At 37.2% G+C, this 16,419-nt stretch carries 14 protein-coding genes; 11 read left to right on the top strand and 3 right to left on the bottom strand.

The window, feature by feature from the left end; translation table 11 throughout:
- Positions 1–23: 23 nt before the first annotated feature.
- A protein-coding gene (gene prfB / locus ABIZ51_07360; GenBank protein MEO7088590.1) for a peptide chain release factor 2 occupies positions 24–1,113 on the bottom strand; the annotation gives its coding sequence in 2 pieces (ribosomal slippage) (positions 24–1,058 and positions 1,060–1,113; 1,089 coding nt in all).
- Between the two features lie 183 nt (positions 1,114–1,296).
- Between prfB and ABIZ51_07355 the strand changes: the two genes are divergently transcribed.
- The 8 genes from ABIZ51_07355 to rodA all read left to right on the top strand — a co-directional run bounded on the left by ABIZ51_07355 (position 1,297) and on the right by rodA (position 10,176).
- Positions 1,297–2,226 (top strand): bifunctional riboflavin kinase/FAD synthetase, encoded by a 930-nt coding sequence (locus ABIZ51_07355; GenBank protein ID MEO7088589.1) that lies wholly within the window; start codon positions 1,297–1,299, stop codon positions 2,224–2,226.
- A 60-nt stretch (positions 2,227–2,286) separates the two neighbouring features.
- Positions 2,287–2,859, top strand: a complete 573-nt coding sequence (locus ABIZ51_07350; protein MEO7088588.1) for a leucine-rich repeat domain-containing protein — start codon at positions 2,287–2,289, stop codon at positions 2,857–2,859.
- Between the two features lie 156 nt (positions 2,860–3,015).
- A complete protein-coding gene (gene purH / locus ABIZ51_07345) occupies positions 3,016–4,542 on the top strand; it encodes a bifunctional phosphoribosylaminoimidazolecarboxamide formyltransferase/IMP cyclohydrolase (protein ID MEO7088587.1) in 1,527 nt (508 codons plus the stop codon).
- Positions 4,543–4,661: 119 nt separating this feature from the next.
- Positions 4,662–5,684: a rod shape-determining protein gene (locus ABIZ51_07340; GenBank protein ID MEO7088586.1), complete on the top strand. Its 1,023-nt coding sequence runs from the start codon at positions 4,662–4,664 to the stop codon at positions 5,682–5,684.
- A 63-nt stretch (positions 5,685–5,747) separates the two neighbouring features.
- The gene (gene mreC / locus ABIZ51_07335; GenBank protein MEO7088585.1) at positions 5,748–6,584 is read left to right on the top strand and encodes a rod shape-determining protein MreC; all 837 of its coding nucleotides are present in this window, start codon (positions 5,748–5,750) and stop codon (positions 6,582–6,584) included.
- A complete protein-coding gene (gene mreD / locus ABIZ51_07330) occupies positions 6,574–7,089 on the top strand; it encodes a rod shape-determining protein MreD (protein MEO7088584.1) in 516 nt (171 codons plus the stop codon). The genes mreC and mreD overlap by 11 nt, the downstream gene beginning before the upstream one ends.
- On the top strand, positions 7,086–8,921 hold the full coding sequence (mrdA, locus tag ABIZ51_07325; GenBank protein MEO7088583.1) for a penicillin-binding protein 2: 1,836 nt from the start codon (positions 7,086–7,088) through the stop codon (positions 8,919–8,921). The genes mreD and mrdA overlap by 4 nt, the downstream gene beginning before the upstream one ends.
- A complete protein-coding gene (gene rodA, locus ABIZ51_07320; protein MEO7088582.1) occupies positions 8,908–10,176 on the top strand; it encodes a rod shape-determining protein RodA in 1,269 nt (422 codons plus the stop codon). Before mrdA ends, rodA begins: the two co-directional genes overlap by 14 nt.
- A gap of 279 nt (positions 10,177–10,455) precedes the next feature.
- Here rodA and ABIZ51_07315 read toward each other — a convergent pair whose 3' ends face one another.
- Positions 10,456–12,219 carry a long-chain fatty acid--CoA ligase gene (locus ABIZ51_07315; protein MEO7088581.1) on the bottom strand — a complete coding sequence of 588 codons (1,764 nt, stop codon included), beginning with the start codon at positions 12,217–12,219 and terminating at the stop codon, positions 10,456–10,458.
- A 135-nt stretch (positions 12,220–12,354) separates the two neighbouring features.
- Between ABIZ51_07315 and ABIZ51_07310 the strand changes: the two genes are divergently transcribed.
- Entirely contained in the window at positions 12,355–13,371 is a 1,017-nt protein-coding gene (locus ABIZ51_07310; GenBank protein MEO7088580.1) for a nitronate monooxygenase, read from the top strand.
- Positions 13,372–13,401: 30 nt separating this feature from the next.
- Here ABIZ51_07310 and ABIZ51_07305 read toward each other — a convergent pair whose 3' ends face one another.
- On the bottom strand, positions 13,402–13,767 hold the full coding sequence (locus tag ABIZ51_07305) for a sulfite exporter TauE/SafE family protein (GenBank protein ID MEO7088579.1): 366 nt from the start codon (positions 13,765–13,767) through the stop codon (positions 13,402–13,404).
- Between the two features lie 112 nt (positions 13,768–13,879).
- On the opposite strand from ABIZ51_07305, the gene ABIZ51_07300 reads away from it, so the two are divergent.
- Positions 13,880–15,505 (top strand): PHP domain-containing protein, encoded by a 1,626-nt coding sequence (locus tag ABIZ51_07300; GenBank protein ID MEO7088578.1) that lies wholly within the window; start codon positions 13,880–13,882, stop codon positions 15,503–15,505.
- A partial coding sequence (locus ABIZ51_07295; protein ID MEO7088577.1) for a GH3 auxin-responsive promoter family protein occupies positions 15,499–16,419 on the top strand: 921 nt, incomplete at its 3' end. The genes ABIZ51_07300 and ABIZ51_07295, both read left to right, overlap by 7 nt.

The raw sequence follows: 16,419 nt of genomic DNA, 5'->3' as shown, positions 1-16,419 counted from the left end.
TCACTTAATCACCTAATCACTTTTTACGAATTACCAAATTCCATTAAAAATCGTTTTATAAATTCGTTCAAATCTCCATCCAATACGGCTTGCACGTTGGATGTTTCGTATTCTGTACGCACATCTTTAATTAATTTATACGGATGCAACACATAATTTCGGATTTGCGAACCCCACTCTATCTTTTTCTTCGAACCTTCAATAATATTAATGGCTTCGCGCTTTTTACGCATTTCCATCTCAAATAATTGTGATTTTAAAAGCTTAATCGCATTCTCTTTATTTTGCAATTGCGAACGCGATTCTTGATTTTTAATTACAATTCCTGTTGGCTTGTGATACAGTCGTACTGCTGTTTCTACCTTGTTTACATTTTGTCCGCCAGCTCCTCCCGAACGAAATGTTTCAAATTCAATTTCAGATGGATTGATGTCAATTTCAATCGTGTCATCAATCAGCGGATACGCGTAAACAGACGCAAAAGAAGTATGTCGTTTGGCATTGGCATCAAACGGAGAAATGCGCACCAAGCGGTGTACGCCGTTTTCGCCTTTCAAATATCCGAAAGCATAATCGCCTTCAATTTGCAACGTAACCGATTTAATTCCCGCCACATCGCCATCTTGACGATCGGTTTCTTTTATAGTAAATCCATTTTTATCCGCCCACATCATATACATCCGCATCAACATCGCTGCCCAATCGCAACTTTCCGTGCCGCCCGCGCCAGAATTGATTTGTACCACAGCGCTCAGCACATCTTCCTTGCCGCTGAGCATATTTTTAAATTCTAATTCTTCGAGTTTTTGCGTGGCGAGTTTTACTGTTTCGTCCACTTCCAATTCGGTGGCTTCGCCTTGTTTTTGGAAATCAAAAATCAACAATGCATCGTCCATACTTCGCTGTAAATCATCGAAAGCATTGGTCCACATTTTTTTTGATTTTATTTGACGCAACAATTCCTCCGCTTTTTTGGGATCATTCCAAAAATCGGGAGCTAAACTTTTTTCTTCTTCTTCGGCTATTTGTTTTAACTTATGATCGAGGTCAAAGATGCCTCCTCAACGCTTCGGTGCGCTCTTTCAAGTCTTTAAGTTGTTCGGCTGTTATCATGGCGCAAAGATATAAAATTTGTTTTTCGCGAAGTCAAAAAAAAGAGCTTCGAAAAATTATTTTTTTGAACCTCTTTTTTCAGCTTTAAAATTATCCGTTTTCAATTTTTCTTTTGGTTAAAAGTCCTCTTAATTTTCCTATTTTTGTCGCGTTTTTTAAACGTTTCAAAAATTATTTTTTTGAATGAAGATTTTTACCAGCATTGCCGATTTTCCTATAATTATCGTTCCTGTAGTAACCACCGGGACCTTTGATGGCGTGCATTTGGGACATCTCAAAATAATTAATCGTTTAAAAGAAATCGCTACAAAAGAAAAAGGCGAAACCGTTTTACTTACTTTTTTCCCGCATCCGCGGATGGTGCTTTTTCCGGACGATAACGACTTAAAATTATTGCTGACGCAAGACGAAAAAATTCAGTTACTCGAAAAAGCAGGTATTGATAATTTAATTGTCTTGCCTTTTACCAAAGAGTTTTCACGACTTTCTTCCATCGATTTTGTGCGCAGTATTTTGGTGGATGGAATTCACACCAAAAAATTGGTGATTGGTTATAACCATCATTTCGGCAGAAACCGCGAAGGCAGTTTTGAGCATTTAAAAGAATTTGGTCCTTTGTACGGTTTTGATGTGGAAGAAATTCCAGCGAAAGACGTCGAAAATAGTGAGGTGAGTTCTACAAAAATTCGCAAAGCTTTGCAAAAGGGCGACATCCGAAAAGCCAATGAATACTTAGGTTTTCCGTATTTTATCACTGGTAAAGTAGTGCAAGGAAAACAATTGGGGCGCACGCTCGGTTATCCCACGGCAAACCTCGAAATAAGCGACAAACACAAGCTCATTCCTGCCGACGGCATTTACGCCGTAGAAATATTGCACGCAAAAAAGATGTACAAAGGCATGATGAGCATCGGCAAAAATCCAACTGTTGGAGGCACTTCGCGTACAATTGAAGTAAATATTTTTAACTTTGATTCGTCTATTTACGGAGAAGAGTTGGTGATTTATTTTAAAGAATTTTTGCGAGACGAAAAAAAATTTTCAGATTTAGATTCGCTTATAAAGCAGATTGGGCTTGACAAAGAACATAGTTTAAAAATTCTAAATTCCTAAATTTTGAATTCGAAAAAGATTTTTTCCTTTCAAAAAATTATTTTTTTGATGCTGCTTTTTTTGGCTTTTCAAAAACAAGCAAAAGCGCAGTTATTGGATTCGCTTTCCTTAGATACAATGCACGCCTGCACCAGTATCGCGGAAGCGATGAAACATCCCGATGAAGTTAGAAAATTGGTGTTGCGCAGAAAACATTTGGAGGCCTTTCCGAAAGAAATTTTTTTGATGCACAATTTACAATACCTCGACTTAAGTAAAAATAAAATTACCGTTATTCCTTCTGATATCAAGGAATTGAAACAATTGCAAGTACTGCAACTGGCGCGTAATAATATTGATACACTGCCGCCAGAAATAGGCGATTTGAAAAATTTATTTTGGCTCAACGTCAATCAAAATGGACTTTACGCTTTGCCGGCAGAAATCGGGAAACTTACCAATTTGCGCATATTGGATTTATGGAATAACAATTTGTCTTTTTTCCCGGATCAAATGAAAGAGCTGCGCAGACTGAAAATGCTGGATTTACGCGTTATTATTGTGAGCGACATCAATCAAAAACGCTTGAAAAAAATGTTGCCGCATACGTTGATTTATTTTTCGCCAAACTGCCGCTGCGAAGAAGATTTTTAAGCCGTTTTTTCACTCTCGAAAAAATAATTTTTCAAACATCCTTTTTTCACTCTCCAAAACCGCCTTATCAACAATAAAAAAATCTTTATTAACAATGGTAATATCACTTACATAGCGGATATATATTTCTTACCTTTGCAGCTAATAAAAATGAGGATGAGCAGTTTGAAAAAAATAAACAATGCCTTAATTTCAGTGTATTCTAAAGATGGTTTAGAACCAATTGTTCGCCAACTTCAAGCACTTGGGGTGAAAATTTTTAGTACAGGAGGTACACAAACTTTTATTGAAAAATTAGGTGTAAGCGTTGTTCCTGTTGAGGAATTGACATCTTATCCTTCGATACTTGGCGGAAGAGTGAAAACATTGCATCCAAAAATTTTTGGCGGAATCCTTGGCAGACGTGAATTACAAGACGATTTAATGCAATTGGAAGAATATCAAATTCCGGAAATTGATTTAGTCATTGTTGATTTATATCCTTTTGAAGACACTGTAAAATTAGGCGCTTCGGAAAGCGACGTAATTGAAAAAATTGACATCGGCGGTATTTCATTGATTCGTGCCGCAGCCAAAAACTTTAAAGATGTAGTGATTACTTCTTCAAAGAATGATTACTCTTTTTTGCTCGAAACTATTTTAGAAAAACAAAAAGGGCAATCTTCGTTAGATGACCGAAAAGCATTGGCAACAAAGGCTTTTAATGTTTCTTCGCATTACGACACCGCTATTTTTAATTACTTTAATTCTGAAAAAAATAATTTTTTCAAGCAAAGTGTTTTAAATTCTAAAACGCTACGTTACGGCGAAAATCCTCATCAATTGGGTGTTTTTTACGGAAACTTAGACGAAATTTTTACACAGAAAAACGGGAAAGAATTATCCTATAATAATTTATTGGATGTAGATGCTGCCGTAAATTTAATGGCAGAATTTACCGATACTACTTTCGCGATTTTAAAACACAACAATGCTTGCGGAATTGCTTCCGATAAAAATTTATTGACTGCATGGAAAGCTGCTTTGGCAGGCGATCCAGTAAGTGCTTTCGGTGGAATTTTAATTACTAACGTACCATTAGATGTTGCTACTGCCGAAGAAATAAATAAATTATTTTTTGAAGTTATCATCGCGCCAGCCTACGAAGAAAAGGCTTTCGAGATTTTAAAAACAAAACCGAATCGAATAATTTTAGAGCAGAAAAAAGTTTCGCTTCCGAAAAAGAATTTTCGAACACTGTTAAACGGCGTCATCGAACAAGACAAAGATTTAAAAACAGAAACCATCGCAGACATGCGAACGGTAACGCTTGTAAGTCCTACACAAGCCGAATTAACCGACCTTGAATTTGCAAATAAAGTAGTGAAACAAAGTAAATCAAACACCATCGTTTTGGTAAAAAATAAAAAACTTTTAGCAAGCGGTGTAGGACAAACATCTCGCGTAGATGCCTTGCAACAAGCCATTCACAAAGCCACCAGTTTTGGTTTTTCATTGGAAGGTTCCGTGATGGCATCGGACGCATTTTTCCCATTTCCGGATTGCGTAGAAATTGCACACAAAGTGGGAATCAACGCAGTTATTCAGCCGGGAGGATCCATTAAAGACAAAGACTCTGTTACCTATTGCGATGCGAATAAAATGACGATGGTGATGACGGGAACAAGGCATTTTAAACATTAAAATAAATGATTGAGGATTTCTCATTTAGGATTTAATTCTCTTAAAAAAATTTAATACTAACAATTGGATTGGAAATTTTAAATCCTAAATTTCAGAATCCTAAATCGAATAAAAAAAGAATGGGTTTATTTAATTTTTTAACACAAGAAATAGCGATTGACTTGGGAACAGCCAATACGCTGATTATTCACAACGACAAAGTAGTGGTGGATGAACCGTCTATTGTTGCCATTGACCGATTGACCGGAAAAGTAATTGCGGTAGGAAAAGTGGCGCAGCAAATGCACGGAAAAACGCACGAGAACATTAAAACCATTCGTCCGCTGAAAGATGGCGTAATTGCGGATTTCCATGCAGCGGAACACATGATTCGCGCGATGATAAAAATGATTAATCCAGGAAAACATTTGTTCAATCCTTCTTTAAAAATGGTTATTTGTATTCCTTCCGGAATCACGGAAGTGGAGAAACGCGCCGTTCGAGATTCCGCAGAACATGCAGGCGGAAAAGAAGTTTATTTGATTCACGAACCAATGGCTGCGGCTATCGGAATTGGAATTGACGTGGAAGAGCCGATGGGAAATATGATTATTGATATTGGCGGAGGAACCAGTGAAATCGCGGTTATCGCGTTGGGCGGAATTGTTTGCGATAAATCTATTCGGATTGCAGGAGATGATTTTACAGCGAATATCGAAGAATACATGCGCAGACAACACAATTTATTGATTGGTGAACGCTCCGCAGAAATCGTAAAAATAAAAGTAGGTGCAGCGATGGAGGAAATTGAAGATCCACCTGAAGATTACGCTGTACACGGAAGAGATTTGATGACAGGCGTTCCGAAAGAAATCCATGTTTCATATAGAGAAATTGCGGCAGCATTGGATAAATCCATTTCGAAAGTGGAAGAAGCTGTTTTAAATGCGCTGGAGATGACGCCACCAGAGCTTTCCGCAGATATTTATAAAAAAGGAATTTATTTGGCGGGCGGCGGTTCCATGTTGCGCGGATTGGACAAACGTATTTCCTTGAAAACGAAATTGCCCGTTCACATTGCGGAAGATCCACTCAGAGCAGTTGCGAGAGGAACAGGAATTGCTTTGAAAAATGTAAATAAATTTCAGTTTTTGATCAAATAAAAATGACCTTGAAAAAGAGGTTTGAAAAAATATTTTTTCAAACCTCTTTACAGCAGATAAATCATGAGAAACCTTGTTACCTTTATCTGGAAACACCATTTTTTCTTTCTGTTTGCCCTATTGCAGGGCTTCTCCATCTTTTTAATTGTTCAGAATAATAAATTTCAGCGCGCCGGATTTATCAATTCATCCAACAAAGTGGCCGGATTTTTTTTTACGCTTTCATCGCAAGCCAACGAATACCTCAATTTAAAAAATACGAATCAAAATTTAGCAACGGAAAATGCGCGTTTGCACAATTTGTTGCTTTCCTCTTTTATCCAGACCAAGGCAGAAAAATATTGGATTAACGATTCCATACACAAACAAAAATATCAATACATCAGCGCTAAAGTCGTTAACAATTCAACCGATCAACGCAGCAATTATCTGACCTTAGAAGCAGGAAGTTCGCAAGGTGTGAAACCAGAAATGGGCGTTATTTCGGGATCCGGAATTATTGGAATTGTAAAAAATGTTTCTGCTAATTTTTGTTCCGTCATGTCGGTTTTACACAAAGAAACAAAGATCAGTGTGATGATAAAAAAATATGGCGCATTTGGTCCACTTTCGTGGGATGGCGGCGATTATCGTTATGCACAGTTAAGTGATATTCCTGGAAATATTAAACTTCAAAAAGGAGACACTATTTTGACAAGCGCTTACACTGGAATTTTTCCGGAGGGCGTAATGGTAGGTACAGTAGAAAGTTTTTCGACCGTTCCCGGAGAATATTTTTTCAAAGTAAAAATAAAACTTTCCACTGATTTTAAATCCGTAAGTAGCTACGTTTTTATAGTTGAAAATGTGATGAAAGAGGAACAAGATAGTTTAGAAAAAGTTTCGCAAAATGCTCAATGACGTTCTCCGAAATACCGCACGCTTCCTGATTTTAATGCTTTTGCAGGTGCTCATCGTGAAAAATATCGAACTCGGAAAATTCGTAAATCCGTTTATTTATATTTTATTTTTGATGATGCTTCCTTTTACCATTCCCAATGGATTATTGCTGATTATCGCATTTGTAACGGGCTTAACGATGGATATGTTTTACAACACGATGGGAATGCACGCGTTTGCTTGCGTGTTTATGGCGTATTGTCGCCCAAGCGTGTTGCGCATTATTTCTCCACGCGATGGATATGAATTTGGTGCAGAGCCTACTTTGCGCTCGATGGGTTTACAATGGTTTTTACCTTATTCGATCGTGTTGGTACTCATTCATCACACCGTTTTATTTACAGTCGAATTTTTTCGTTTTTCAGAATTCGGATCTACCTTCTTAAAAATTATTTTTAGTTCTATTGCCACCATTATTTTATTGTTCATCAGCCAATTTTTATTTTATAAAGAAAAACAAAAATGAATCGTTTTTCGGAAAGGCAATACGTAATTATTGGTATTTTTTTGCTGGTCGGATTGGCTTTTATTATCCGTCTTTTTTACATTCAAGTCATCGACGATAGTTACAAATTAGATGCGCGCAATCAGGCTTTTCGCTACGTAACGCAATATCCCGACAGAGGATATATTTTTGATCGCAACGGAAAAATTTTAGTGTATAATTCGGCGGCGTATGATTTGATGGTGGTGCCGCACGAAGCAAAAAATATTGATACGATGGCACTCTGCAATCTCATCAATATTTCGAAAGAAGATTATATTGAAAAAATGAAAAAATCTTCGACAAGTCCTAATTCCCCACGTATTCCTTCAGTCTTCGCATCTCAACTTTCGGCGGAAACGTATGCTTTGTTGCAAGAACAATTGTATCGCTTTCGCGGATTTTATGTTGAAACGCGCTCGCTCCGAAAGTATCCGATGAAAACAGCAGCACACGTTTTAGGCTACGTAGGCGAAGTAAGTGAAGACATTGCCGATACCAGTTCGTATTACAAACAAGGCGATTACATTGGTATCAGCGGCATAGAGAAATCCTACGAAAAAGAATTGCGTGGAAAAAAAGGATTGAAAATTATCATGGTGGATGTGCACAACCGAGAAATGGGCAGTTATCAAAACGGGAAATACGATACCATTGCCGTTCCGGGCGCCAATCTCACCTCCTCTATTGATGCGGTTTTAGAACAGTTAGGTGAAAAATTATTGCAGAATAAAGTTGGAAGTATTGTTGCCATTGAGCCCGCAACTGGTGAAATTTTAGCGATGGTTACTTCACCTTCTTATGATCCAAATTTATTGGTCGGACGAGAGCGTTCGCACAATTACGCGCAACTGGCTTTGGACACTATTACAGTGCCTTTGTTTAACAGAGCGTTGATGGCGCAATATCCTCCGGGCTCTACCTTTAAGCCAATCATGGCACTCATCGGACAACAAGACGGCGTGTTATCTCCAAGTACGCATTATTATTGTGATGGCGGTTTTCACATGGGTAATTGGACTGTTAAATGTGATGCGGCGCACGGTTCCCTTGATTTGGAAGATGCGATTGCACATTCTTGCAATACTTATTTTTGCAATGTTTTCCGCAGTGTGATTGACGCGCCGCAATACGATAGAAGTACCGTAGAAGGTTTTGAGGCTTGGAAAAAGGCTATTTTCAGTTTCGGTATTGGTCAGCGGTTGGCGATTGATTTACCCAATGCACTCAGAGGTTCCGTGCCTTCCGTTAATTATTACAATACTTTATTTGGAAAAGGTGCTTGGAAAGCTTCTAATGTTATTTCGCTCGCCATTGGTCAAGGCGCATTGGGCGTAAACCCACTACAACTCGCCAACGAAGCGGCAATTATCGCAAACAGAGGTTTTTATTATATCCCGCATATCATCAAATATATTGGTGATAAAAAAATGCAATTGCCAAAATACACCACCAAACAATATACTATTGTGGATCAAAAATATTTTGGAATTGTTGTAGATGCGATGGCGGAAGTGGTGGAAAAAGGAACAGCCGCTGCTTCAAAAATAAACGGAATTGACATGTGCGGAAAAACAGGAACAGCGCAAAATCCGACGGGAAGAAACAATTCGCTTTTTATCGCTTTTGCGCCGAAAGACAATCCAAAAATTGCCATTTCTGTTGTGGTGGAACGTGGCGGATTTGGTGCAGAAGTAGCTGCTCCTATTGCGAGTTTAATGATAGAAAAATATTTAACGGATACGATTACTCGTCCTGATTTAGAAAAAAAGATTATCGCTGAAAATTTAATTCAATACGTTGAAAAGAAGTAGCACTAAAATAGTAGAAGGAGTTGATTGGACACTTATCATCATGTATGTGATGTTTGTGTGCATCGGCTGGATGAACGTGTACGCCGCCATATACAACGATGCGCACAGCAGTATTTTTGACATGTCGCAGAAATACGGCAAACAATTAATTTGGATTGGAACCGGATTTTTACTCGCCCTTATTATTCTCATTATTGATGTTGATTTTTACACCGCATTTCCTTGGCCCATTTATGTATTAAGTATGTTGATGTTGGTCGCAGTTTTATTCCTGGGAACCACTATTTCTGGTAGTAGATCTTGGTTTCGGATTGGTCAAGTGGCTATACAGCCCGCCGAATTTGCCAAGTTTGCCGTCGATTTGGCTTTGGCAAAATACCTCAGCAATATGGATACGAACATGAATAAATTATCCACCAAAATAAAATCCTTTCTCATTATTTTATTTCCCGCATTACTCATTTTACTCGAAAACGAAACGGGTATCGCCTTGGTTTATTTGGTATTTATTTTAGTGATGTATCGCGAAGGATTATCCGGGAACATGCTTCTGTTGGGCTTTTTGGTGTTGTTGCTTTTTGTGCTTTCTTTGGTCGTCGATAAAATTATTTTAATCGGTACACTTTCTGGTATTGCAGTAATTTTTATTTTGTTAATGAAAAAGAAATTGAAAAATATTTTTTTGATTCTAAGTGTTTTGCTGCTTTCCTGCGGAGCTGTGGTTGGCACGAGTTACGCATTTAATCATTTGCATGGATATCAAAAAAAGAGATTGGATGTTTTTTTAGGAAAAGGCGATGCCAGCGAAAAAACAAAATCGGGCTACAATGTCAATCAAGCAAAAATTTCAATTGGTTCTGGAGGCTTTACTGGAAAAGGTTTTTTACAAGGCACGCAAACAAAATATAATTTTGTTCCGGAACAAGCTACTGATTTTATTTTCTGTACCATCGGCGAAGAATGGGGATTTCTGGGAAGTGCTTTTGTAGTTATCGCTTTTATGTTTTTTATCTGTCGAATTGTTTTTTTGGCAGAACGACAGCGCTCTTTATTCAGTAGAATATACGGTTACGGCGTGGCGTCCATTTTCTTTTTTCACGTAATGGTAAACATCGGCATGACGATTGGATTGGTTCCTGTTATCGGAATTCCCTTGCCATTCTTCAGTTACGGAGGTTCCTCGCTTTGGGCATTTACTATTCTATTATTTATTTTTATAAAATTAGATGCTTCGCGCTTACTCATTTTGCGCTAAGCAATAAAATTCCTTTTGAAAAATTATTTTTTTGAAGCCGTTTTTTTGATGTAGAAAAATATATTTGAAAAAATATTTTTCAAAGCATAGCGTAGGATGTTTTTTTCTTAAAAGATTATATTTCATAACTCCGTTGGAGTAGACAAAAAGTCTAAATTTTATTCGAGATTCGATACCGAAAAAAAATTCTTCGCGTAGATTCTGAATCAAGTTCAGAATGACGATAAATTTTCAATTAGCATCGCTACATCTGCACATATTCAAATTCTCAAATCTAATTTAGGAATACATTTTATCCATTAAATTTTTGTATTTCGCTAAAATAAATTTGCGCTTTAATTTTAATGTAGGCGTTAATTCTCCCGTATTTACGCTCCATTCATCGGCAATCAATGCAAACTCTTTGATTTGTTCCACGTGTCCGAAGTTTGGATTCATTATTCCAATTTCTTTTTTGAAACGGGCAATTACCAAAGGATTTTTAATCATTTCGGCATTGCTTGTGTACGGAATATTTTTCCGATTACACCATTCTTTTAAATATGGAAATGCAGGTATTACGAGCGCTCCAGCAAATTTTTGTCCATCGCCCACCACCATAATTTGTTCCATAAAATGCGATTCCTTAAATTTATTTTCAATCGGTTGCGGAGCAATGTATTTCCCTCCCGAAGTTTTCAATAATTCTTTTTTCCGATCGGTAATTTTTAAATATTTTCCATCTTCCAACAAACCAATATCGCCTGTGTGAAACCAACCTTCGCTATCAATTACTTCCACCGTTAAATCCGGACGTTTGTAATAGCCTAACATAACGTTAGGTCCTTTCACCAATATTTCTCCATCCGCGGCAATTTTTACTTCCACATCTTTAATTATTGGGCCTACTGTTCCGAATTTCGCGCCGCCTTTGGCAGTAGTGTTTACAGAAATAACAGGAGAAGTTTCCGTTAATCCGTAGCCTTCCAAAACAATAATTTTTGCTGCCCAAAAAACACGTGCCAAACGTGGTTGCAAAGGCGCACTTCCCGAAACAATGGCTCTTACGTTTCCGCCCAAAGCTTCGCGCCATTTACTAAAAACGAGTTTGTTGGCAATGCTCAGTTGATACGCGTACCACCAGCCATTTTTGCCATCTAATTCATAACGCAAACCAAGATTTAAAGCCCAAAAGAAAATTATTTTTTTGATACCTTTTAATCCACTTCCGGTAGCAACAATTTTTTCATATATTTTTTCGAGTAAACGCGGAACGGTTGAAAACACTTCGGGTTTAACTTCTTTTATATTATCTATTAATTTATCAATACTTTCCGCATAATAAATAGAAACGCCCAAATACATATATAAATAAGTAAGCATCCTTTCGTATACGTGATTAATTGGTAAAAAACTCAGGGCTTTCGCTTGATTATCAATGGGCGGCAGGTCTTCAACGGCAATTACATTACTCATAATATTTTTATGCGAAAGAATTACTCCTTTTGGTGTTCCTGTTGTTCCGGAAGTATAAATAAGTGTGGCGATATCATCCGGTTTTACCGCAGCCTTTAGAGCATTTAAATTAGTGGTCGAAAAAACTTTTTTTCCAGCTTCTAAAATTTCTGTCCAACTTTTCGCGCCAATTACCGAATCGAATGTAAAAAGATTGTTTATCGTTGGGATTTCACTAGCGATATTTTTTATTTTTAAAAATAATTCTTCGCTCGAAACAAACACCAATTTTACTTCTGCATCATTTAAAATAAAACGATAATCGGCTTCGCTGATGGTTGGATAAATTGGCACGTGAATGGCTCCAATTTGCAACATGCCCATGTCCAAAAAATTCCATTCATAACGATTGTTAGAAATGGTCGCAATTTTATCCCCCGCTTTTATTCCAGCTTGTAAAAGTCCGCAACTTATGAAGTTTGAATTGACAATAAAATCGGCAGTGCTAATTTTTACCCATTCGTTATTTACCTTTGATGCCAAGGCATCCGGCTGTGGAAATTTTTCTGCATAACGCGGAAGAATGTCAAAAATTCGGAAGTCGTACATTGTAAAATATTTTTTTGATTGCTGTCCAAAGTTAAATAATAAAAGTATGCTGATTTCGCTTTCGCAGATAAAAAAAATCTTTTTCGCACGAAGTAAATAGATTAATTTTGCAAGGTTTTTAAAAATTATTTTTTGATGCAAACGAAACCTATTTCTACCCAACTCACAGAAATACTGAATATTTCTTTTCCGATAATTATGGCTCCAATGTTTTTGGTGTCGAATGTAGCAATGACAGAAGCTGCAATGGAAGCTGGAATTGCAGGTGCTTTTCCTTCGTTAAATTATAGAAAAGAAGGCGAACTCGAAACTGTTTTAGATACCTTGAATGCTTCCCAAAAGAATAAAATAGGCACTTACGGAATTAATTTAATTGTGCAACAAACCAATCCTTTGTACAAAAAGCATTTAAAAATTTGTGTCGAAAAAAAAGTTCCATTTTACATTACTTCGCTTGGAAGTCCGAAAGAAGTGATTGAACAAGCGCACGCTTATGGCGGAAAAGTTTTTTGTGATGTAACCAATATCGCGCATGCAAAAAAATGTTTCGACTTAAATTGCGATGGCTTTATTGCCGTTGGACAAGGCGCTGGTGGACATGCTGGACCGTTTCCGTTGCAGGTGTTGATTCCATCTTTGCACCAACATTTTCCTGAAAAACCAGTTGTGGCAGCTGGAGGAATTGCAAACGGAAAAGGAATTTTATCCATGCTCGCATTAGGTGCAGCAGGCGTTTCCATCGGTACGCGATTTATTGCCAGCACGGAAGCAACTGTAAAAATGGAATATAAAAATGCGATTGTAGATTCTAAAATGGAAGATATTGTGCTTACCGAAAGGATTTCAGGAACGCCGTGTACTATTATTAATACACCTTTCGCGAAAAAAATTGGGTACAAACAAAATATGATTGAGCGGTTTTTATCTAAAAATAAAACCACTAAAAAATATTTTAAAATGTTGGTGCAGATTAAAGGAATGAAAGAATTAGAGGCTTCGGTAAAACCTGGAAACTATGATACACTTTGGTGCGCAGGACAATCAGTAGAATTAATTGAAACGATTTCTTCTTGCAAAGAAATCATTGAAAAATTAAAACAAGAAACTTTTTCGGAATACGAAGGCTTGAAAAAATGTTTTTCGGAACGATAATTTCAAATAGTTTTTGGTTTTTACTCTTTGTTATTTAGAAAAAATATATTTCAGAGAGAGGAGTAAGAGGACGGAAGCGAAAATTTCTCGTACTGCATGCGCATTTAAAGACAAAGCAGTTTTGGAGCCGATAAACCCTCCAAATACGAATGCTACTGCGATAATGGCGGCATATCGAATATTGAGATTTCCATTTTTATAATAATTGTATGCTGCTAAAATTCCGATAGGAGGGAGCATCAGCGCCAAACTTGTTCCTTGGGCTTCGTACTGCGACAATCCAATCAAAAAAATTAAGGAGGGAACAATCACGATTCCGCCACCGATACCCACAAAGCCGCTCAAAATCCCTGCCGCCAAGCCAATACAAAGTAATATTATAAAAACAACAGTCATTTTAGTAAAAGTATGGCTTCAAAATTAATTTTTTTTTTTGATTTTTCCCGTATTTCCTTATTGCTTTCATCGCTCCTTTTTTTTTTAGATATTTGCAAACACTCAAACGCAAATGGATACTCGGGAAATTTTAAATGAACTGAAATTAACGGCACAGCTCATGGAGTTGCACAATGAAAACTCGTTCAAATCTGCGGCGATTGCGAATGCAACTTACAAATTAGGAAAAGCGCACGTTGCTTTGGATAGTCCGTCTTTATTGGAAATGGAAGCAAATCCACTTATTGGTAAAAGTCTTGCTGGAAAAATTTTCGAATTGCAAACTACAGGAAAATTAAGCGAATTAGAGGCTCTAAGAAAAAAAACGCCCGAAGGGATTATTGAAATGCTAAGCATAAAAGGCATTGGTCCGAAAAAAATTGCTGCCATTTGGAAAGAATTAGAAATCGAATCCGTCGGAGAATTATTGTATGCGTGCCACGAAAATCGTTTGGTAACTCTAAAAGGTTTCGGATTAAAAACCCAGGATCAAATTAAAAAATCCATCGAATTTTCGGAAGGAAATGCCGGAAAGCTTCATTATTCTTACGCTTTAGAGATTGCCGAAAAAATAATTTTTGAAATCGAAAAAAAGAATGATATCGAATTAATTAGTGTTACCGGTGAATTGAGAAGAAAAAATGAAGTGGTAGACAGTATCGAAATTTTAGTTGGCACACTTACCGAAATAGATTTAAGTGATTTTGAAATACCAAAAACAAATGCCGTAAAAATTATTTATTGCGCTCCCGAAAATTATTTTTTCAAACTCTTCGAAACTACTGGAAGTCTTGAACACGTTAGCGAATTAAATGTGCCTTCGAAAAATTATTTTTCAGAAGAAGAAATTTACGCATCCTTAAAAATGCAATATATTGAGCCAGAATTGCGCGAAGGTACGAATGAAATTCAGTTGGCGCGCGAAAATAAAATTCCGAAACTCATTGAATTAAAAGATCTAAAAGGCATTATTCACAATCACACCACTTACAGCGATGGCACTAATACTTTACGCGAAATGGCTGAATATGCGAAAGAATTAGGTTATGAATATTTGACTATTTGCGACCATTCAAAATCGGCAGTTTATGCAAACGGATTGCAATACGAGCGCGTTTTAGCACAGTTTCAAGAAATTGACAAATTAAACAAAGAACTTTTTCCGTTCAAAATTTTTAAAGGAATTGAATCCGATATTTTGAATGACGGAAGTTTAGATTACGACGAAAAAATATTGGAGCAGTTTGATATCATTGTGGCTTCCGTGCATTCCAATTTAAAAATGGACGAAGAAAAAGCCACGCAACGTTTGCTGAAAGCGATTGAAAATCCGTACACCACGATACTCGGTCATCCCACAGGAAGATTGCTGCTCTCGCGCCCAGGTTATCCTTTGCAGATGGAAAAAATGATTGATGCTTGTGCCGAAAATAATGTCATTATGGAATTAAATTCGCATCCCTATCGCTTGGATATTGATTGGCGCTGGATTTCGTATTGCATCGAAAAAGGAGTGAAAATTTCTATTAATCCGGATGCACATTACAAAGGCGGATACCACGATATGATTTACGGGATTGGCACAGCACGAAAGGGAATGCTTACGAAAGAAAATTGTTTTAATGCCTTGAGTTTGTCGGAAATGGAGAAATATGTTTCCCAACTCAAACAACTTAAATCTGAAAATAAATCATGTTAAATTCGATTGCATATTGGTTGATGAAAAAGCGGATGCACCAAATCGAGCTTTTTATGAAGTATCCTCTTGAAGTGCAAGATGAGTGGTTGAAAAAATTAATTTTTTCAGCGAAGGATACCGAATGGGGAAAAAATTTTTCTTACCACTCGATTCAAAATTTTGATCAATTTAAAAATACCGTTCCGATTCAAGATTACGAAAGTTTGAAGCCCTTTATTGATCGAATCAGAAAAGGCGAACAAAATATTTTGTGGCATTCGGAAATAAAATGGTTTGCCAAATCATCCGGAACCACCAATGATAAAAGTAAATTTATTCCGGTGAGTGAAGAATCTTTGGATGACTGTCATTACAAAGGCGGCAAAGACATGGTTTCGATTCATTGTAACAACCATCCAGAAACAAAAATTTTTAAAGGCAAAAATTTAGCATTGGGCGGAAGTCACGAAGCAGACAATTTGACCAATTACGACGCGCGTCACGGTGATTTATCGGCGATTATTATTGAGAATTTACCTAAGTGGGCGGAGTATTTGCGCGCACCTGATATTTCCATCGCCTTGATGAATGAGTGGGAAGAAAAATTGGAAAAGATGGCGCGCGCTACCATGGAAGAAAATGTAACGAGCATCGCCGGAGTTCCTTCCTGGATGCTGATTTTACTAAGGCACATTCTCGCGTTAAGCGGTAAAAAAAACATTGTGGAAGTATGGCCCAACTTGGAAGTTTTTTTTCACGGAGGCGTAAATTTTAGTCCGTACAAAGAACAATTTAAAAATATTTTTAATTCCTCTTCGATTAGTTATACTGAAACGTACACGGCTTCCGAAGGCTTTTTTGGATTGCAAGATCGACACGGAGCTGACGGAGAAATGCTGCTGATGCTTGATTACGGAATTTATTATGAATTTTTA

The sequence above is a fragment of the Bacteroidia bacterium genome, assembly GCA_039924845.1.
GTDB lineage: Bacteria > Bacteroidota > Bacteroidia > DATLTG01 > DATLTG01 > DATLTG01.
Note: the sequence above shows the minus strand (reverse complement) of the source record. Positions and strands in the feature narration are given on the sequence as shown.